The following is a 20,286-nucleotide window of genomic DNA, read 5'->3' as shown; positions in this document are numbered from 1 at the left end:
GAACGGTCATCTTCAAAAATAATAATTGTTCCTGTAGGAAGACGTTCTCCTTGTAACTGCCCTCGATTCCACATTCTCCAAGCAGTGTCATAACTGATCCCTTTTTTCTTAGCATAATCTGATAGTTTTATATGAACTGCAATGTAAACTTGTACTAACCATATTAGCAGTTGTTTGCAGTCATTTGCATATATTTTTTACAAAACTTTACAATACTGGTCTCAAGTGCGAGAAATTGAGGCATCAAAACTAATTTTCATCGATGAATCGGGGGTAAATTTAGCCCAATTAAGACTCTATGCTAGAGCCTTAATTGGCCGAAGAGCTTGGGGAAGAAAACCACAAAAGTTAAATTGAATCAACAACGATTATCGAACCATTTAATTAGCACATGGCATAAAAGCAAGCTGTGACTGGGTCTAATTCTTGGAGATGTCCATTAATTATACCGCTCCCTGCTGTCAACTCCGACGCTCATAGACAGTCTTAACGACTAATTTAGAGAGTCAACCGCTTAGTGGTCTGTCAATCTTGAAATTGTGGATAGGGGAATGCTGCCAAATTATTCGCCCCCAATCCCTCAAAATCATCTTAACAGACCAGTAGAATCACCCTTAATTTTTGTCAATTGTCGGACTCTAACTATATTCTTCCCCGACACTGAGATTAAAGAGCATTTGTAGGGATTGTAAACAGCGCTTACGCGCTTCGATATCCTGTTGGGCCCGCAGTTGTACCATGGGTTCGTGAAGGATTTTATTAACGATACCGCGGGTCATTGCTTCGATAACTTCTTGGTGTTTTTCGGCGAATTCCGTCCCCAGACGGGAGAGGGCCTTTTCTAATTCCTGTTCGCGAATATCTTCAATTTTGCTTCTTAAACAGCTAATTGTCGGGACAGTGTCCAAAGAACGCCACCAAAGCTCGAAAGCTTCCACTTCCTGCTCTAGGAGTGCCTCTGCTTCCCTGGCCATCTGACGGCGACTTTCCTGATTGGCGGCAACCACCGCTTTAAGATCATCGACGTTAAAAGCTTGCACTTGTGCCAATTCCTTCACGTCGGTGTGGACGTTACGGGGAACAGAAATATCGATTAACATCAGCGAGTTAGCAGTAATCGTCACTTCTGTCAATAAATTTTTAGTTAAAATTGGTTCCGTGGCTCCGGTACTGGTGAAGACGATATCCGATGCCGCTACTGTAGCCATCATCTCTTCTAAGCCATATAGTTGGATTGGTACGTTAGGAAATTCACGGGCCAACTCCTGGGCTCGTCTTTGGGAGCGATTGACGATCGCAATTTGCTGAGAACCCTTAGCCAGAAGGTGAGTAACTAATAATCGGGACATTTTCCCTGCCCCGATAATAGCGATTTTCTTGCCGCTGAGGTCTGCCACCTTAGCATGGGCTAACTCCACCGCCGCCGAACTGATCGATACGGCTCCCGTGCCGATGCTGGTTTCCGTGCGGACGCGCTTACCGGCAGTCATCGCTTGTTTAAACAGGCGATCGAGTAATTGGCTAATAGTATTGTACTTCTGAGCTAATTTATGGGTATTTTTAACTTGAGCGAGAATTTGCCCTTCCCCGAGGACAAGACTTTCTAAACCGGCGGACACCCGGAGCAGATGACGGACAGCATCCTGATGCAGTAGGGTAAACAGATAACGACGCAGGACATTAAGGGGAATATGTCCGATTTCAGCGAGAAACTGGGTAATTTCCACCACGCCCTTTTCCGTATCCGTAACCACGGCGTAGATCTCCAAGCGGTTACAGGTGCTGATAATCGCCACCTCTTGGATGTGGGGATAACCCTTGAGGTGGGTAAGAGCGGACTCGATTTTCGCTTCCGGGATACTCAATTTTTCGCGAATTTCCACCGGGGCTGTCTTGTGACTCAAGCCCACTACAGCAATATTCATTTATGTTCTCCTACAAATGTTGCTCAGGCTACAAAAATTATTGATAAAGATCAGTGCGTTATGTCTCTAATTGTTGCAATTTAGTCCCCATCGGGATGCAAATAAAAGATGTTTGAAAAAAAACTTTATATATTTTTACCAATGGGGGCGAGGTGAGCCATACCCACCCCACCGCGTCAGGGAATTATCTCAGTTGAATGTATTTGGGTTGGTCGAACAGGTGAACGGTATCGACAAAGCGAGCGGTTTTCGATTGGGTGGAGATAACCAAGCTTTGGGTTCGAGCGCCACCATGGAAGAAGCGTACCCCTTCCATCAGGGTGCCGGGGGTGATCCCACAGGCGGCAAAGAGGACGGTTTGGCCACTGGCTAATTCTTCGCAACCGTAAACGCGATCGGGATTGGTGATGCCCATTTCTTGCAGACGAGCGAGATTACCCTCGCGGCTTTCGCCGATTAAACCGGTTTTGACCACTTCGGGATCATAGATTAATTGTCCCTGGAAGTGACCGCCTAGACAACGCATAGCCGCCGCCGAGATTACCCCTTCTGGAGCGGCACCGATACCCATGAGAGCATGAATATTAGTTCCCGAAAAAGCGCAGGAAATAGCGGCCGATACGTCACCATCGCTGATCAGACGAACTCTGGCCCCGGCGTTGCGGATTTCTTGGATTAATTCCTTGTGACGGGGACGATCCATAACCACTACCACCAGTTCTTCGATGGAACGATTGAGACAATCGGAAAGAACTTTCAGGTTTTCCGTCGCCGATTTATTAATATCCACATGACCTTTAGCTGCTGGGGGAGCGGCTAATTTTTTCATATAAAAGTCAGGAGCGGCGAATAATCCACCTTTTTCGGAGATCGCTAACACGGCCATAGAACCATTTTGACCGTAGGCAACCAAGTTAGTGCCTTCGCAGGGATCGACGGCGATATCGATTTCGACTAATTCGTCGGGATTACAATATTGTTTGGCATCAACTTGGGTACAGATACCCACTTCTTCGCCAATATAGAGCATGGGAGCCTCGTCTCTTTCCCCTTCTCCAATAACGATGCGACCGCGCATATGGATTTTATTCATCCGTTCGCGCATCGCTTCCACAGCGACGTGATCGGCGATATTTTTTTCGCCTTTACCCATCCACTTCGAGGAGGCAATGGCAGCCTGTTCGACCACTTCGATAATTTCTAACCCTAGCGTACTTTCCACTCGATGATCCTCCCTACAGCTGATCTATGATTTATCTAGTGAGTTTGTTTCCTTAACAGTCAAAAGTCTATCACCAGACGGGGATCATTCTTAAGTTTTTATGTAGATCATCTGGAGGAGACCGGTATAGCTAGGGAATTTTTGCCAGCACTGTCGCCCCCATCTCAGTTATGGAGAGCTTGTTCGCTGATTTGGTCTGGCGATCGCATGAAGGAAGGTTCTTCCCCCTGTTGTGAATGCTAGACAAGGGCAGCTTTGTCAATACTAAACATCTGGTGCGGTTTTGCCGAGCAAAATTATAACGTTATCGGGTCAGGTTTTAAAATGAGCCATTTTAGTTGACGGTCTTTCTCATAAAGATGCAGTATAACCTAATTTGCTATCGACGACTGACTCCCCAAAGGGAAAATTTCCTACCTCATCCTTAAGATAAGCTAAGTAGCTGGTTATAATTAAATTGAAGATAGATTTTGGGTTCGATCCCCCCTGCCCCCCTTGATAAGGGAGCATTTGATAATTTTTAACGCCTACGTACTTAAGACGCATTTTAACCGCCTATAAGTACCTAAGCAAAATTAATTACACATATCTAACCACCTCTTGCCTCCTGCCTCTTGCCTTTTGCCTATCTTCACTAGGAAATTAATTTTGCACGACTACTTAACTCGGTTTGTTAACGAAGCCAATAAACTATAGCGATAATAATACTCAGAATTACCACAGTCTGGCGCAGATAACTAGGAGAGATAATTCTAGCTAGTTTTCCCCCCAATACCCCCCCCATTAAAGAGCCAATTGCTACCACTATCGCTGCCGACCAATATACATGATTAGAAAAGAGAAAAAACCAAGATGCGGCCACATTAACCACCAAAGAAAGCAACTGTTTTAAAGCATTTAATCTCGTGAGATTATCCTTGAGAAATAAGCCCAAAATTGCCAACTCAATTACCCCTAAACCTGCGCCAAAATAACCACCATAAACTGAAGCAAGAGCGATGGGTAAAACCGCCAAAATTTCTGGTATATGACCATTTTCGTCCCCTTGTTGCCGCTGTAGCCAAGAGCGTAAAGTATCTTGAAAAGCCAATAAAGCCGCCGCTAAAAGAATCAGAAAAGGAATCAGGCGCTCAAATACTTTATCACTACTATTTAACAGCAAAATACCACCGATAATGCCGCCAATAACTGCCGGTGGTAGTAATAATCGAATCCGTTTTTGTTGCCCGTGCAGGTCTTTTTTTTGGGCGAGGGTTGCCCCCAGATAACCGGGACATAAAGCGACGGTATTAGTCACATTTGCCATTACTGGTGGGATACCCACCGCCATCAGCGTCGGAAAAGTAATCAGACTACCGCCACCGGCAAGAGCATTAATTAAGCCGGCAGCCACGGCAGCGATTACCAAGAAGCCATACTGAATAGGCGTGAGCATTTAGGTGTTAGGGATAGTAATTAGCGATAAATCAATTTTTTCCTCGTCAACTTGCTTAATTTCGGCTCTAATTCCTGGTCCAAAATATCTTTCGATTTTTTCCTGTTTTGCCAGCCACTTTTCTAGGGGTAAAAGGGGCGATTCAAATTCTAGGGTGAAACAATAGGCGGAATCAACAGCAGTTTCACGAATTGCCACTAAAGTCGGTCTTTCCTCGTCTGTGGGGCTTAATCCCAGCTTTTCTAGGGCTTCATCCAGATGCACTTCCTGTCCGTAGCGATAGCGGGTGACATCGTTGCGAAGTTTGGTTTGGGTGACAGTGGCCTGTTGTTGGCGCAATTGCAAGATTTCGGGGCTAGTGGGTTGACTGAAGGGTATCGGTTTGATTTCTGAAGCTTTTAGGGCTAAACCTCCCAATAATAACGGTAATCCGTAGAAAAAACCCGCTAAATTGACCGTGGCGTTACCTTGGGCATAACCGATGATCCCGATAACCGTTAAAATACTGCCTAAAATTAAGCCAAAGTATGATAGTCTAATTTTTCTGAGCATGAAATAATTTTTTTCTTGAGTACGCTAATCCTTTAGAGATTATACAACTCAAGAGAATCTTTTTTGCAGATGGGCAGTGGGAAGATTTTTCAGTTATCAGTAAACAGTCATCAGTCATCAGTGAAAAGAAAGCGGCGAACTTGACACTTAATAAGTAAGTAATCTCAATTTTGATGTTTTAATAAGGTCGGGGTTGAAAATTATCAGGAATATCGAGTTCAAATACTTGGTCATGAATCCGAGCCACATAAAACCCTTCTTGCAGAATTTTTTCGCGTAATTCGTTGGATAAGTCAACTGATGCTAGTATGCCATAGAGTTTTTTGTCTTTGTGTTCAGTGAAAAAGCTGCGAAACCGTTGCAAAATACTTTTTAATTGTGTAATGGATTCCTCTCTAGCATGACTTTTAACCTCAACGATATAGGCAGTATTTAGCTCACCATTGGTATAGGCAAGGACATCAATTTCTAGGTGTTTTCCATCTTTACTGACTCGGACACTGGGACTAACAACTTCCATACCGAACCTTTGTCTGAGAATCTTTTCCATTGAAGGAAGGGCAAGTCCTTCGGTAAAGCTGCCGAATTTTGCCCCTAATCCCCCAATTTGCTGACCTAATTCTTTGAGTTGTTTGTCAGTTTTCTTCTGTTGTTGGGCGTTTTCCTTCTGTTGTCGGTCAGTTTCCTTCTGTTGTTGACTAACTTCCTTCAGTTGTTTGTCAGTTTCTTTTTGAGCAGCAGTTAATTCGGCTAAGAGTCGCCATACGTCTTCGGATGTAGTTGCCATAGATAATTTTTTCCCGATGTCACCTATTCACTATTTTATCGGATTTCTGCGCTTGCCGAAGACACTGGGGAGCAGACTGCTGATTCAATTGGGTAAGGCGGAGGCTAATTCATAGAACAAGAATCACCGCCACCAGCGACTAACATCCCTAATACTTTGATACACTTCTCTTAAGGCGACCTCCCCCCAAAAATGAAGGATTAAAGGGACTAAGTTGGGAATAGTTTCGAGGAAATGAGGACGAGTGAGAGTTCCCAAAGCATGAAGGGTTTTTTCCCAGAAGGATAGGTCAACATTGGCAGGGATTAACACCTGAGTTATAATTAGAACAAAAATTAACTAAGGCAGTTGTTCTCAAATGAAATTAAAGGAGAGGATATTGGTGTCACATAAAATCATCGGTTTTCTTCTCGCCATGCTGTTTGACGGATAGATTTAGGAGTAATATCCCTGTCTTCCCACAATCGTGCTAGGGCAAAAAACTCTTGCTCGTTATCAGATAATGTTGTTTGATTTTCGATGATTTCTACAGAGTCAACAAAATCTAAAGCAGTTAAAATTTTAGAGAGTGTTTCTGGTTTTTCTTGGTCACGAATGTGTACGATTTATTGTTTCAAGGTAGTAAATTTTCGATTGAGTTAGTATTAATGATCATTGTCTAATTCTGTTTTTAGCCAATTAATAATCGGAGAACTAATACGAATTCCATGATTAATTAACTGTTGTGATAGATCTAAAATTTCTTGTTTAGATAGATAACCCATATCAAAACCAACCAAGAGAATTCCTAAGGTTCCTTTGACAGGTAATTTCATTGTTTTGGCAACTATTCTTGCCAATTTCTCATCTATAATTACCCAGTCTAGTTTAATTGAAATTGCCAAGAGAATAACTTCTAATTCTCCTCGATCTAATCCTAGTAATAGCGGTTCAAGAGGAGATGATGATACAACTTCTTGGACTTGAATCCAATTGGCGTTTTTGAGTTCTTTCGCCCCCAGTTTATCGTTTCTGGTGATGACAATTTTTTGATAGACTGCTAAGGGAATAATCACTTGATCACATAGCTGATTAAGAAGGTCTAATTGATTAATCAAAGATAAGGCGATGATCGGTGTAGAATTAACAATTATCTTCATTATCTTTGATTTTTTGGGCTAATTTACGGCTGGTTTGTATTTCTGATTCCCATTCTTCTGCTGTGTAATCAATAATGGAAAAACCATACTCAGAGAGAAGTGTATAAAATGTATATTTATCGCAGCCTAATACTTGTGCGCCGATTCCTGCTGAAATTTTTCCTTCTTGATAAAGATGCCCTAATGTATAAATTATGACTTTACGAGAGAATGCTTCTTTTTCTTCTCTGGCAGCAATGAGGAGTTCTTCGGGAAATGTTACATTAATGTTCATGAGTGTTTAAAGATAATTTGTTTTTCTTGATTTTAGCAGGAATAATATCGCTAATTAATTGATGGTTGATAATTAAGATTCTCTATATTTTTCTCTTTAGTTGTTTATAAATTTCATCATCGTTTCGTTTGTCAATCAGCAAGATTTCTAGTGTTTGCTCCTCAACACGATAAACGATTCGATATTCACCAATATCGGCTCTATGATAAGAGTATCCTTTTAACTTTAGAGAATCTTGGGGATAGGGATTTGTTCTCAGTTCGGTTATTTTTGTGGCTACTTGTTTGGCGTGTTTATCTGGCAGTTTTTTTAAGCGTTTAGTTGCCTGTCGAGATAGGTTAATCTTAAGCATTTAAAATTTCTGACAGTAAAGCCTCACTTTCTGTTGTTCCGATAAAACCTTCTTGATGAGCTTTTTCTGCCTGTAAAGCCAAAAGTTGATTTTCTAACTCGGAAAATCTCTCAAATTCCTCGATTGACAGCACGACTGCAACATTACGTCCCTTTTTTGCTATCTTTACTGGTTCTCTTCGAGCCAAGTCTAACAGTTCGCCAAAGCGATTTTTTGCTTCTGAGGCTCCTAATGTTTTCATAACTAACCTTTATAGAAACTAGCCATTATGACCATTTTAGCTATTATAGCAATTATTGACAGGAGAATCACCGCCACCAGCGACTAACATCCCTAATACTTTGATACACTTCTCTTAAAGCGACCTCCCCCCCAAAATGAAGGATTAAAGGCGCTAAGTTGGGAATAGTTTCGAGGAAATTAGAACGAGTGAGAGTACCCAAAGCCTGAAGGACATCTTGCCAGAAAGATAAGTCAACATTAGCAGGGGTTAAGGTGGCGGTTAATGCTTTTAATACCTTTGCACGCGGGTATTCAGACCCAATCGTTCTGGCAATTTCTAAGGGTTTCGGGTAACACTTCCGTTGACATACTCCGCGCCGTGAACGGACGTGGATTCTTCTATCATCGCTGATTAGAATTTCTGGCTCAACGAGTTCGCTTAAATCAGACCCCTTGCGGTATCTAACCCAGAGGCGAGTCTCTCCTCAGACTTTCGCTCCATTACAGAAGCCTGTTCTCGTATGCCCTACGATACAGTTCAAAACCTCTAAAATAATTGGTTTCTCTGGTACTTGATGCTTAGAGCTTTTACCCATAAAAGCAATCCTTTATGGAACCCTATAACTCTAGTTTTCAAGGTCCGCCTATCGATTAGATAGCTAGGTTTTTAGAGCGGTTGAATACCTTATCCGCTATGGTCTAGAATTATACATCATAAGAGGAATTATTTCCGCCACCGACTAACATCCTTAATACTTTGATACACTTCTCTTAAGGCAACCTCCCACCCAAATGAAGGATTAAAGGGACTAAATTGATTAATCTAAAGCATTAGTTGGTTTTTCTGCTTCTCCAAATAAAACGAAAGCAGACCATAAGCCAGGATTTTCATGTTTTTTCATAGTGTTTAACATTGCTTGCCGTAATGCTTTGGCTTTGTCTGGATCATTTTGAAGATTTTTATGAAAATTGATCATTAACTCGTCAGATGGTGAGTCAGGAATTTTCCACAAAGAGACTACAATACTAGGCACTCCTTTTTTCATAAATTCATTAATGAAACTAGAACTACGATAATCACCCAATCCAGCTAAACCCGTTTCACAAGCACTTAAAACGACCAATTTTGCGTTGAAAGTGGTTTTAGGATTAAAAATTGAATAGGAAACCAAAAACCCATCTTCTAAATTATAGAAGTTGCAATCCATAGGGGCATCTCCTACACAGGAAGGACGGGAAGGAGTTAAGGCTAATACCGAATTCCCCATAGAAGTATAAAATCCATGAGTGGCAAGATGAATAATGTCGGCATTCTGCATTTTTTTAAGGACAACTTCTCCTTTCGCATCTTTTCCAATTAACGGTTCTGTTTGATAAATCTTGGCAATTTCCCTAGCTTCATTTTCTGTTCCTTTTAACTGCCCAAGTTTTTGAGGTTTAATATTACGAATTTCACTATATTCTTGACGACTTTCATCAATAGCAGGTAATTTAATGGTCGGCATGATAGGATTGCCTACGATAAGAGCATCCTGCTGACTATTTGATACTTTTGAATAAGCCTCATTATGAAGCATTTTTAAAATTTTGATTGAAGGCGCGTAATAGATAGTATGTTTTTCGATCAAGTATTTCCCTTGAGTATCTCTTAACGCAGCAAAGGGAACTTTCAATAATTGACTATCTGGAATAAATACCACATGATCATCAGGATTTGTTGGTAATATATCTGCTATTGGCTCAATTAATACTTGATTTAATTTTTGTAAACATTCAATAGATCTTTGACAATATTTATTTAACAAAGAAGTAATAATTTGGGGTATATCTGTTCTTCCATTTTCTTGATTAATTAGTCCATAATTAACTTGAATTAAATCCTTTAGAGAGGGAATGTTATCAATTTGAGATTGAGCAAATTGTGATTGTTTTTGGTTCTGACACCCAACAGTATTTAAAACTAAAATTACTCCAAAAAAAAGAATAGCTAATTTTTTATTTTGAGATTTGGCAAAAATCAGCAAAACCAATATTGTAACTATAAAATTAAAAATGAATAAATTGAGAAAATTCCGCTCAATAGATAAAACTGACGATAGGTTATCTTGGTTAAATGCTATTTTTGCTGTCTTGTTAGATAAATTTACTTGGCGAAAATAAACATTGCTATCAGGAGTAACTACCCAAATTAAAAGTTTATCATCTTCATGTAATGAGTATTCGACAATGGTTGTATTTTTGACTTTTGCTATCTTTTTAAAGTCATCAATAGTCATTCTGGGTTCATTTTTTAACTTTTTTAACTGTTCTTGTCTTTGTTCTTCTGAAAGAGCGGAATCAGCCCAATTACGGAGCAGATTGAGAGAACGTCCCAAATCAGATATTTCTAGTGCTTTTTCATATTTATTTTGCTTGATTAAAACATTTTCATAATCCTTAAGACGAGATAAAGACTCAAAAGGAAGATTTTCAAATGATTGATCAAATTTGCGTTCAGCTTCATGAAGACGACCGATTCCAGCTAACATTGCCCCTTCTTTGGCTAATGATGAATCTGAATCATATCTAAATGTTCTCATGAGATATTTCGCATATTTATCCTTCATAAAGTTAAAGTCATTTAAAGCGGACTTATAATCATCAACAGAATTAGTATGACTAGCCAACATCAAATTGAGATCATTAATTACTGCAACTAATTCCCCAATAGTTAAAGTATGAATCCCTCCAGATTCGTAGCCAGTTTCTTTTATTGAGTTTAATTGAGTCTTAAGCCCATTTTTTAATCCTTGAATTAATTCTCTATTTTTTTGAATTCCTGACTTTTTTTCTTTAAGTTTATATAAAGATTTCGTCATTATTATCTCTTTTTCTGGATAGCCCATTATAATATTATTTGGGTCTTCTACTAATGGATTATTTTTGTATTGTGCGGCAAATTCTTTGTTAAATACTTTAAAGTAATCGCCACAATGTTTTACAATTTCTTTATCTCTTGTTATCAAATCGGCAAGCCTAATATTATAATCACATAATCGTTCGTTGGCTTCTTGAATTAAATCACTTATCATTCGTTTGCCTTGATAATGCTGAGGGTCTGGATAACTATCCTTGGAATATTTTTTATACACAGATAATTTATACTCTGCGCGTTTAATTCCTTCTTCAATAAGCTTAATAGTTTCAGGATTATTCGTATCTATTGTTTGAACTGCACTGCTTCCTGCCTCAAAAATAGGTAATGGCTTCTTCACAATCGCTTGCATTTCCTTTGTCGTCTGTGCCAACGTCAAAGAACATCGAAATGGCAATGATATAGCGATACAAATAGAAACAAAGACAAGGCTTGTCAATTTATGGAGTTTCATAATTTGCCACAGAAAATTTTCAAATATATTTGAATGAGTAATAAAATTCAGAATTATTTTTACCAAGCAGGTTTTTCCAAACTTTTTTCGGTATTCTTTTTAGATTTTGGTGAAGGAATAATTGAAGAAATATCATAAAAAACTCGTTTTCCTTCCGCAAAAGTCTTAGGCGGTGTTTCTCCCCTTAAAACAGGAGGCTCTTGACTAGGTAATTTGTGGCGATTTAATAGCTCTTTTAGAACATCATCAGGGTTATCTTTCGATTCTAAAGTAATTAATAAATCCTCCTCATGGCAAACTGAATTTTCTGATTTAACAGCACAGATTACAGGTACTTCCTTATTGGGAACCCAGGTTTCTAATGTAGCAACTAAACGTTTTAAGCCATCACGATCATAAATTCTTTGGAATCGCCGAGAAACTTCCTTACACCTTTTTAGCGGTGGCCAATTATCACCAAAATGATTATTATCTAGCTTCCAAAGAATAATTGGAATCGATTTATCACCCGTTGCAATTGTTGCAGGAAAACTTTTCCCATTGTATTCACTTTCTCCACAGGAAAACGTAACTTTTGACGCTGGAGACTCCGAGTGAACTTGACTAGGAGAAACGTTTGTTGTCGCAGTTTCTGGTTTGGGAGAAGGATCAAACAATGGCTTAAGTACAGGTATTAGTTCAGTTACCGCAACGATAACTGCTGCAACCGCAGTCAGAATACCCGCAACACCAGCACCAACATTATTTTTGTTATCGCTCATTAATTGATTACCTCTTTAGAAAAGATTCTTTTGGGGTGATCACCTCTTTTATTGTATATCTCTTATCCACTATTGGCAAAAATTTAAAGGAATTTTAATTCTATGGGTTATCGTATCTTTATTGGTGACACCCCCACCCATTTCTACTACCCAAAATTTCAGCCCACCTTTGCCTTCTTTCGACTGCTCAACCACAAATTGAACCTCTAATTCAATGTTACCCACTTCAAAGCGAATCTGCTCACCCTCAGAGGCTAAAATAGATTTACTCAGTTCAACCCGCAATGCTTCTAAGGTTTCTCGAAGTCCAACTTTATTGATGTCCATAATTCTCTAGTTATTTTTGAAGGATGCAAACAAAAACCCTTTCAATTCTATCGTTTTTCTGAGACTTTAGGGCAGAGAGATTGCCTTTATCCAATTGATATAATAGCCCAACCCGATCGCTAAGGAAAGCGCGGGTTGGGAAAAGACATCGACCTAATATTATCTCAAGACTAAAATGACAAATTGAATTAGCATCGAGCTATTTTGCTAATACAAGGTGTCAAGATCAAACTAAGGAGCTAAACGTTGCCTTTGCCAAGTACCATCTTCTTGACGATAATAACAGAGACGATCGTGGAGACGACTGGGGCGACCTTGCCAGAACTCGATTAAACTAGGAATTAGGCGAAATCCGCCCCAATGAGGAGGACGGGGAACTTCACGACCCGCATATTCTTCTTTTAGTTCTGCTAGGCGTTTTTCGAGTATATCTCGCCCCGAAATCACTTCACTTTGATTGGAGGCCCAGGCCCCTAAACGAGATTCCCAGGGACGGACAAAAAAGTAATTATCCGATTCCTCCTCGCTGATTTTTTCTACAGTTCCCTCGATCCTAATTTGCCGTTGCAATTCTCCCCACCAAAACACTAGGGCCGCATTGGGATTGGCGATTAATTCCTGTCCTTTGGCGCTTTGGTAGTTGGTAAAGAGAACAAAACCGCGAGGATCGAAGTCTTTTAACAGTACCATGCGGGCCCGGGGTTTACCCTCCGGGGAAATAGTGGCTAAAGTCATAGCGTTGGGTTCCAATCTTCCCGAAGATACCGCCCGTTCTAGCCATTGTTTAAATACAATGAAAGGATCGGCAGATGTTTCTGACTCTAGCAATTCTTCGAGATTGTAGTCCAAGCGCAGGTCAGCGATCGATATGTCCATGGTTTTGCTTGCTAAATTCTATCCTTTGAGATCCTACAAGATTCTACAATCATGACTATCACCTCGGCCAGTGATGCGATCGCCTCTCTTTTAGAAATGGCGGAACAGGGAGAAATTGACCCCTGGGATGTGCAGGTTATTGATGTGATCGATCGCTTTTTGGCGGAATTGGGGTTATTAAATGATCTAGATTTAGCCATGGCCCAGGCTAATTTACCCCAATCGGGACAGGCTTTTTTATGGGCTTCTATGTTAGTTTTATTTAAGGCTGATACCCTAGAAAGATTGTCTTTGGAACAGCAAGAAGAAAGTCTGATAGATGAGAAAATTAGCGATTTAGAACGGGAATTAAGAACTTTACCCCGTTATCTAGAAAATCATATTCGCCGTCGTACTGCTGCCCCACCACCGCGAAAAAGACGGGTAACTTTGCAGGAGTTAATCACTCAATTACAACAGATTGCCCTAGAGATTGAAGCTTTACCGAAACTGCCTGTAGTTGTCCCGAAACCCCGGCCTCAATCCCGACGGGAAGCGGTACAAATTATCACGGAATTAGCCCACCAAGAAAACCTGACGGAATTGGCAGCGGAACTGGACTTTTTTTTGCAGAGAAAGTTTTTTCAATTAGAGAAAAATGAGATAGAGTTTGAGTATTTATTAGATTTATGGCAAGCGGAAAAGCCTTCTAGTCACTCGGCAACACAGGAAAAGGTGGCGATTTTTTGGGCTTTACTTTTACTGGCTTCTCAATCAAAAGTGGAGTTAAAACAGGAGGATTTTTATCAGGATTTAACTATTTCTTTAATTAGGGTTTGCTGAAGGTATGGGGTTTTACCGATTATTTTCATCTGGTCAATTAACTAATTTTCAGAACGTAGAAAGTAGCGACTGTATCGCCAGTTCGTTCATCAGGTTCGGCTTCACCGTCCCGTTAACCTACTCCCAAGCTTCCGCAAACGCCTTCAGTGTCGCCTCGATAGCGGCCACCGGTTCGGGTTTTACCTGGAGTTGGCAAGATCCGGTCAGGACTGGTTTCATCCCCTCAATAATAATCAAAACATGAGGATTTTGAGGAAGATGCAGGAATTTATTGGCGATTTTCGGGGCATCGAATCCCTCAAAGCCGAACGGTAGGGACTCACGCGGTTTCGTTGAGAAAATTGTCGGAAAAGAGATATTAACTCAGAAAGCGATTATACTCAATGATCGAAGACTATTGACCGGCGATCGATGAACCAAGACAACGAGATTAGTCATTTACTAGACCTCATGCCTGCTTCGGGACGGATGATGACGCGCATTGTCAGCAAACCCGAAAGCAGCAAGGTAATCGAAACTAATTTTCCCCTACCCTGGCAAAGAGGGGTCAGACCGATTCCAATTAATTTTGACCTCTGGCGGCAATTATCAAGATCCCAACGGGATTTAGTCTTGTTAAGGGCTGTCTGTGTTTTAACGGCAGTAAAATGGTTTAAACCCGATCTCGATCGAGTAATTGCTCTGGCTGGTATGATCGGTTTAACCGTGGAAACCCTACAAACCGATGCCGTCGGGATGGCAGTGGCGGGGGGTTTAACTGCCTTGGCAATTAACCGGATTTGGCGGGAAAAACGCAGCCCCCAACGGGAATTAGACGCGGATGAGGCAGCCCTAAAAGTGGCCGTTAGACGCGGTTACACGGAAACCGAGGCCGCTAAAAGTTTATTATCGGCTATTGAGACTATAGCTGAAATTGAGGGGCGATCGAGTCTCAATTTTAATGAGTTATTGCGCTGTCAAAATCTGAAAAAATTAGCTAATCTCTCCTTTGTGGGTGTTCCCGATCAGGTGAGACAATCTTAAGGTTAGTTGTTTTGGCTACTGGCTTTCTTTTTACCGATTACCGATCACTGACTACTTAAATCCCTAACCCTAAAATAACTACTATAAAAATATTTTTCCCCTTGCTCAATGGCTGCAATTGACTCTTTAGAAAAAGTCTTAAAATATCACTTTGGCTACGATCAATTTCGACCGAATCAACGCCAAATAATTGAGGCTGCTTTAAATGATCAGGATTTATTAGTAATTATGCCCACCGGAGGCGGTAAATCTCTCTGTTTTCAGCTACCTGCTTTAATTAAAAAAGGGGTGACGGTGGTGGTTTCTCCCCTAATTGCTTTAATGCAGGATCAGGTAACTGCTTTAGCTGATAATGGCATCGGGGCAACATTTCTCAATAGCACTTTGAACGCGAAACAAGTCAGAGACAGAGAATCTTTAATCCTGCAAGGAAAAATTAAACTGTTATATGTCGCCCCAGAAAGATTATTATCGCCTAGTTTTTTAGACTTTTTAGCTGTTATTGATAATTACCTCGGTTTAGCCTGTTTAGCGGTGGATGAAGCTCACTGTGTCTCCGATTGGGGTCATGATTTTCGCCCTGAATATCGACAAATTAAACAAGTCCGTCAACGCTTTCCCTCCGTGCCAATTCTGGCTTTAACTGCCACCGCTACCCAACAGGTTAGGGAAGATATTATTCAACAATTAGGATTGCGAGATGCTTCCATTCATATTGCTAGTTTTAATCGTCCTAATCTTTATTATGAAGTTCGAGCTAAAACCAGTAAATCTTATCAGCAATTGTATCAATATATTAAAGGACAAAAAGGGTCTGGCATTGTTTATTGTATCAGCCGGAAAACCGTCGATCAAGTTGCCGAACAGTTACAAAAAGATGGTATTAATGCCCTACCCTATCATGCTGGTATGAACGATCAGGAAAGAAGCGAAAATCAAACCCGTTTTATTCGGGATGATGTGCAGATTATGGTGGCGACAATTGCCTTTGGTATGGGGATTAATAAACCGGATGTGCGCTTTGTCGTTCATTATGATTTACCCCGCAATTTAGAGGGATATTATCAAGAATCGGGCCGTGCGGGTAGGGACGGCGAACCGGCTAAATGTACCCTCTTTTTTAGCTTTGCCGATGCCAGAAAAATTGAGTATTTTATTAACCAAAAAACTGAGCAAAATGAACAACAGAAAGCTCGTCAACAATTGCGACAGGTGTTAGATTATGCTGAAGGGACTGAATGTAGAAGATCAAGTGTACTAGGCTACTTTGGAGAAAGTTTTGCGGGTAACTGTGGTAACTGTGATAACTGTCGGAATGGGAACAATTCTGAGGATTGGACAATCGAAGCACAAAAATTTTTATCCTGTGTGGCGCGGACGGGACAAAAATTCGGTATGATGCACATAATCAACGTACTTAGGGGAGGAAAAGGTGAAAGAATCACCCAATATCAACATCATTTATTATCCACTTATGGCATCGGTAAGGATAAAACTCTCGGGGAGTGGAAACGTTTAAGTCGTTCCCTTGTCCAGCAAAATCTACTGGTAGAAACAGAAGACAATTTTAGAATCTTGAAACTTAATCAACATAGTTGGGAAGTGATGCGGAAACAGCGTTCCGTGTTTATTGCCGTCCCCCAAAAAGCTAACGGTCCAATCTTGGGAGACGACAATCCCAATACGATGGAAAGTGATTTATTATTCGATCGCTTGCGACAACTGCGGAAAAAAATTGCTGATAGTCAAGGGGTTCCTCCCTACGTTATTTTCCATGATTCTAGTCTGCGTTTGATGGCCCAATCAAAACCCCGGAGTTTAGAGCAGTTTCGTCAAATTTCTGGAGTAGTACAAAGCAAAGTTCAACAGTATGGGGATATATTTATAGCGGCAATTAATGATTTTTGTCAGGATAGTCTTCCCTCTACTCAATTCCTCACTCTCCAATACTATCAAGATGGTTTGAATGCGGAAGAAATCGCTCGCAAAAGAAGCTTAAAAGTCTCAACCATCTATGAACATTTAGCTAAATTGCTGGAAGCTGGTTACGAAATTGATATTAATCAGTTAGTTCCTAAGAATAAACAGGAATATATTCGTTTAGCGATTAAAAAAGTTGGCGATCAATCCCTGAAAACTCTCAAAGAAAATCTGGGAGATAATTATAGTTATGAGGAAATTAAATTAGTTGTTGCTTGGCAAAGACGACTTTAAAAACTATAGGAGAGCGGGGAAGTAGGGGAGTTTTTTCAGTAAACAGTGAACTGATAACTGATAACTGATAACTGATAACTGAATTAAGCAAACCCTATTTAGGGGACAAGCGTTCTTGTATTTTATTAATTGCCCAGCTTAAAATCGCCCCCGCAATTAAAATACTAATAGCAGGATTGAATAAGGGCAGCCAAAGACGCTGAAAAAGTTTAAATCCTAGAGGAATTCCCGTGGATTCACCAATAACAGCCACGGCAAACCAGAGAAAACCCGCTATCACTAAAAACACATCAAATATTAAGATTCTATTCAACCACTTGACAAATTGCTCTTTCATTGCAGCAAAAACTTAGGTTATTTATACAGTTTATTCACGAAAAAGTATAGCACTTTCACCTTAATCCCAAGCTCTCCAGAGCCAAGCTAGTCCGGCAGTAATAATTAAAACTTTAGTTAACCAATCTCCCCAGCGCACATATAAAGTCCTCGTATCCCGTCGATAAATTGTTTCGCTATGAATTTGATATTTATCCAAATCCGATAGCCAAAGGTGATTACCGTGGGGATCGACAAAAGCAGAATAACCTGTATTGGTGGCCCGGGCCATCCATCGATCGGTTTCGATCGCTCGCATGGTATCCTGAGCATGGTGTTGAGCGGGCATGGCGTGGCTATAATGGGCGTTATTAGAAGCAGTAATAATAAATTCGCCTCCCCTAGCAGTTTGACGGCGAAAATGTTCGGAAAAAGCTGATTCGTAACAAATGCCCACAATTATTTTACCGAAAGGACTGTTAATAATTTGATCGGGATCTCCCGGGATTAAGTGCGCTTGCAAGGGAGAAAGGCGATCAACAATTCCGCCCAAAATTTCGTGAAAAGGAACGTATTCGCCTAAAGGCACGAGAATTACTTTATCATACCGACTAATCACCTGTCCCTCGCCATCAATGGTCAAGAGACTATTGTTATAACCCTTGTCCACCTTGCCGAATGCACCCAACCAGATCGGCGTTTTTTTGGCTAAAATTGCCGAATAAATCGAGCTATTATTGACTAAGTTCTCCCAATAATAGGGTAAAGCGGTTTCAGGAGTTAAGACGGCATCTACTCCTTGATCGGCGAGAATTTGATAACCAGAGGTGTAACCTTCGATCGCCTTTTGAAATCCTAGGGGCGAAAGTTTAATTGTGTTGGGAATATTGCCCTGAATTACCCCAATTTTTATCCCTAAATCCCTTGACTTTTTGATCGGTTTATGGTATGTGTTCCATCCCCAGAGATGGAGGCTAAAACAAATGAGGAGGGGTAAAGAGAGAAAAGCGAGATTTTGCCGCGATTGACGGATTAGGAGCAAGCTTTCGGCTATTAAACCGTTAACTGCGACAATTGCCGCCGTTACCGTCGTAAAACCCGATAATTTGCCCAATTGCAGAATCAATAAATTATGGGGACTTTGACTATAAGCAAGGGTAGTCCACCAGAGAGGGGATTGACTCCAGAGAGATTCTAACCCACACCAGAGGGCAGTGCCGATGAAAACCCGTAGGAGAGCATCGCGAAAAGATGACTGATTAACACTTTTGTTGACATAAAACATGACTAACGTCCAAGTTAGCACGATCGCCGTTCCCCAAAAAGTGATAAACAACCAACAAAACAGAGCAATTAACAAACTCGCTAACCAGGGGACACCCATCCACGTCATCGGGTGAATTCCCGTGATCCAGAATAAAGCGAGGCCATGGTAGGCAAAACCCCAACCAAAACCGTATAAAAGCTGTTTTTTTAGGGATTTTTCCGCTAATCTCACAATAATCCACAGGGGGACGAGAGAAATCCAAGCGAGTAACCACCAAGAAACTGGCGCTACTGTTAACCCCATCCCCACACCGGCCAAAATTGCCCAGAGAAAACGCACCATCTTTCACTCCAGTCAGGTTAAACTCCTCTGACCTACTAGATCTCAGAGTAGCTAGAGGGAAGACAAAAAACAAGAGACAGACAGAAGTTTTGGCTACATCTACAATAGATCAGTTAGCGAGTAAAAAAGCCCCTCGATCAGATGCTATGGCACGCTATAGACTCAGATAAACAGGGAGATGGGGAATGTCACCCTTACCCTAAAAGCCTAAACTCGGACTGAATAAATGATTGAATACATGGATAATTTTAACCCCAAATTAACGGCTCTGGCTCTTGTCTTGAATGTTGAGGAAAATCTTGAAGATATTTTTCGGAAAATAGCTAGTATGAGCGCTCATAAATTGCGAGCGCGGCGCTGTTTAATCCTGTTAAGCTCTCCACAGGAATTAAAAGGGGAAATTACCGATTATCTAGAAGTTTTTGCCCATTATGATGAGCTATCACCTTTAGCTGATCAAGAAATAATTAAACTTGATCAAGCTATTGCCGACAATGTAGCGGCCACAGGGAAACCTTTACTAATTAAGGATATAACTCGATCATCATTTGCCAGTGCAGCCAGTTATCCAAAAAGATCAAATAATAATAGTTTTATAGCCGCACCGATTATCCTCAATCAGCAGATAATTGGAGTAATTAATCTCAGTTTTCCCCTAGACAAAAAACATTTTGAACCATTAGATTTAGAAATCTTGCAGTTATTCGCTCAACAGGCAGCCCAATCCCTGCAAATTTTTCATTTGCAAGGGATGTTAAAATCTCGTTTTGTGGCCATGGCAGTGACTAGAGAAATAGCAGAAATTCAGTCCGAACATTCGATCGCTGTCCATCCTTATCCCCCGAAATTAGCCAAAATTGTCGCTAAGGCTTTTTTTAAAGAATTAACTCAGGCCGGTTTTGGAACCCATGAAGTTATTGAGATTGCCAATGAGGTTTTGAATTTACTACAAAAGACTCTTAATAAACATAAAAATCGTCTGGAAGGAAAAGATTGAGCGCTAGTCAAGAGTTAAAATCGACTCACTTGCCACTCCCGTGCAGTCCTAAGTAATAATTGAGAT

Annotated in this window: 21 protein-coding genes and 2 pseudogenes; 5 read left to right on the top strand and 18 right to left on the bottom strand. The window is 40.7% G+C overall.

The features are described from left to right. Positions 1 to 131, bottom strand: a pseudogene (locus tag PN470_RS19250) (IS607 family transposase); the annotation flags it as partial. Between the two features lie 70 nt (positions 132 to 201). Here PN470_RS19250 and PN470_RS19245 point away from each other — a divergent pair. Next, positions 202 to 348: pseudogene (locus PN470_RS19245) on the top strand (IS630-like element ISMae26 family transposase); the annotation flags it as partial. A 290-nt stretch (positions 349 to 638) separates the two neighbouring features. Here the strand turns inward: PN470_RS19245 and PN470_RS19240 are convergent. The 15 genes from PN470_RS19240 to pdxH form a co-directional block, all read right to left on the bottom strand. After that, positions 639 to 1,925, bottom strand: a complete 1,287-nt coding sequence (locus tag PN470_RS19240) for a glutamyl-tRNA reductase (RefSeq protein WP_002739571.1) — start codon at positions 1,923 to 1,925, stop codon at positions 639 to 641. Between the two features lie 184 nt (positions 1,926 to 2,109). After that, on the bottom strand, positions 2,110 to 3,147 hold the full coding sequence (gene glpX / locus PN470_RS19235) for a class II fructose-bisphosphatase (RefSeq protein ID WP_002739910.1): 1,038 nt from the start codon (positions 3,145 to 3,147) through the stop codon (positions 2,110 to 2,112). A 673-nt stretch (positions 3,148 to 3,820) separates the two neighbouring features. Beyond that, positions 3,821 to 4,582: a sulfite exporter TauE/SafE family protein gene (locus PN470_RS19230; RefSeq protein ID WP_002793247.1), complete on the bottom strand. Its 762-nt coding sequence runs from the start codon at positions 4,580 to 4,582 to the stop codon at positions 3,821 to 3,823. Beyond that, positions 4,583 to 5,134, bottom strand: coding sequence for a DUF2854 domain-containing protein (locus PN470_RS19225; RefSeq protein WP_002739647.1), 552 nt, complete (start codon positions 5,132 to 5,134; stop codon positions 4,583 to 4,585). It abuts the gene before it with no gap. Between the two features lie 178 nt (positions 5,135 to 5,312). After that, entirely contained in the window at positions 5,313 to 5,921 is a 609-nt protein-coding gene (locus PN470_RS19220; RefSeq protein ID WP_272104948.1) for a DUF3782 domain-containing protein, read from the bottom strand. 123 nt (positions 5,922 to 6,044) lie between these two features. Continuing rightward, entirely contained in the window at positions 6,045 to 6,233 is a 189-nt protein-coding gene (locus PN470_RS19215) for a hypothetical protein (RefSeq protein ID WP_002787839.1), read from the bottom strand. 83 nt (positions 6,234 to 6,316) lie between these two features. Beyond that, positions 6,317 to 6,526 carry a hypothetical protein gene (locus PN470_RS22245; protein WP_308417861.1) on the bottom strand — a complete coding sequence of 70 codons (210 nt, stop codon included), beginning with the start codon at positions 6,524 to 6,526 and terminating at the stop codon, positions 6,317 to 6,319. A gap of 39 nt (positions 6,527 to 6,565) precedes the next feature. After that, positions 6,566 to 7,060: a DUF3368 domain-containing protein gene (locus tag PN470_RS19210; protein ID WP_271935833.1), complete on the bottom strand. Its 495-nt coding sequence runs from the start codon at positions 7,058 to 7,060 to the stop codon at positions 6,566 to 6,568. After that, a complete protein-coding gene (locus tag PN470_RS19205; RefSeq protein ID WP_271935834.1) occupies positions 7,044 to 7,334 on the bottom strand; it encodes a UPF0175 family protein in 291 nt (96 codons plus the stop codon). Before PN470_RS19205 ends, PN470_RS19210 begins: the two co-directional genes overlap by 17 nt. Positions 7,335 to 7,416: 82 nt before the next feature. Beyond that, the gene (locus PN470_RS19200) at positions 7,417 to 7,686 is read right to left on the bottom strand and encodes a type II toxin-antitoxin system RelE family toxin (RefSeq protein WP_106909402.1); all 270 of its coding nucleotides are present in this window, start codon (positions 7,684 to 7,686) and stop codon (positions 7,417 to 7,419) included. Further along, positions 7,679 to 7,927: a type II toxin-antitoxin system Phd/YefM family antitoxin gene (locus PN470_RS19195; RefSeq protein WP_002739617.1), complete on the bottom strand. Its 249-nt coding sequence runs from the start codon at positions 7,925 to 7,927 to the stop codon at positions 7,679 to 7,681. Before PN470_RS19195 ends, PN470_RS19200 begins: the two co-directional genes overlap by 8 nt. Before the next feature lie 799 nt (positions 7,928 to 8,726). Beyond that, positions 8,727 to 11,276: a CHAT domain-containing protein gene (locus PN470_RS19190; RefSeq protein WP_272104947.1), complete on the bottom strand. Its 2,550-nt coding sequence runs from the start codon at positions 11,274 to 11,276 to the stop codon at positions 8,727 to 8,729. A 59-nt stretch (positions 11,277 to 11,335) separates the two neighbouring features. After that, positions 11,336 to 12,037 (bottom strand): COP23 domain-containing protein, encoded by a 702-nt coding sequence (locus tag PN470_RS19185; protein ID WP_271935836.1) that lies wholly within the window; start codon positions 12,035 to 12,037, stop codon positions 11,336 to 11,338. Positions 12,038 to 12,106: 69 nt separating this feature from the next. After that, positions 12,107 to 12,364 (bottom strand): trypco2 family protein, encoded by a 258-nt coding sequence (locus PN470_RS19180; RefSeq protein ID WP_272104946.1) that lies wholly within the window; start codon positions 12,362 to 12,364, stop codon positions 12,107 to 12,109. A gap of 231 nt (positions 12,365 to 12,595) precedes the next feature. Then, positions 12,596 to 13,240, bottom strand: coding sequence for a pyridoxamine 5'-phosphate oxidase (pdxH, locus tag PN470_RS19175; RefSeq protein WP_272104945.1), 645 nt, complete (start codon positions 13,238 to 13,240; stop codon positions 12,596 to 12,598). A 51-nt stretch (positions 13,241 to 13,291) separates the two neighbouring features. On the opposite strand from pdxH, the gene PN470_RS19170 reads away from it, so the two are divergent. The 3 genes from PN470_RS19170 to recQ all read left to right on the top strand — a co-directional run bounded on the left by PN470_RS19170 (position 13,292) and on the right by recQ (position 17,299). Then, complete coding sequence (locus PN470_RS19170) at positions 13,292 to 14,062, top strand: segregation/condensation protein A (RefSeq protein WP_272104944.1); 771 nt, start codon at positions 13,292 to 13,294, stop codon at positions 14,060 to 14,062. Positions 14,063 to 14,473: 411 nt separating this feature from the next. Continuing rightward, a complete protein-coding gene (locus PN470_RS19165; RefSeq protein WP_002748267.1) occupies positions 14,474 to 15,085 on the top strand; it encodes a DUF3318 domain-containing protein in 612 nt (203 codons plus the stop codon). 108 nt (positions 15,086 to 15,193) lie between these two features. After that, positions 15,194 to 17,299: a DNA helicase RecQ gene (recQ, locus tag PN470_RS19160; RefSeq protein WP_271935839.1), complete on the top strand. Its 2,106-nt coding sequence runs from the start codon at positions 15,194 to 15,196 to the stop codon at positions 17,297 to 17,299. A gap of 94 nt (positions 17,300 to 17,393) precedes the next feature. Here the strand turns inward: recQ and PN470_RS19155 are convergent, their stop codons facing one another. Both PN470_RS19155 and lnt read right to left on the bottom strand, forming a co-directional pair. Next, positions 17,394 to 17,636: a hypothetical protein gene (locus PN470_RS19155; RefSeq protein ID WP_002740130.1), complete on the bottom strand. Its 243-nt coding sequence runs from the start codon at positions 17,634 to 17,636 to the stop codon at positions 17,394 to 17,396. 60 nt (positions 17,637 to 17,696) lie between these two features. Beyond that, entirely contained in the window at positions 17,697 to 19,223 is a 1,527-nt protein-coding gene (gene lnt / locus PN470_RS19150) for an apolipoprotein N-acyltransferase (protein ID WP_271935840.1), read from the bottom strand. Between the two features lie 238 nt (positions 19,224 to 19,461). On the opposite strand from lnt, the gene PN470_RS19145 reads away from it, so the two are divergent. Then, positions 19,462 to 20,220, top strand: a complete 759-nt coding sequence (locus tag PN470_RS19145; protein WP_271935848.1) for a GAF domain-containing protein — start codon at positions 19,462 to 19,464, stop codon at positions 20,218 to 20,220. Positions 20,221 to 20,286 lie beyond the last annotated feature (66 nt).

This window comes from Microcystis sp. CS-574, assembly GCF_028329095.1.
Classification (GTDB): Bacteria; Cyanobacteriota; Cyanobacteriia; order Cyanobacteriales; family Microcystaceae; genus Microcystis; species Microcystis ichthyoblabe_A.
The sequence above is the reverse complement of the archived record's forward strand: the minus strand, read 5'-3'. Positions and strand labels throughout refer to the sequence as shown.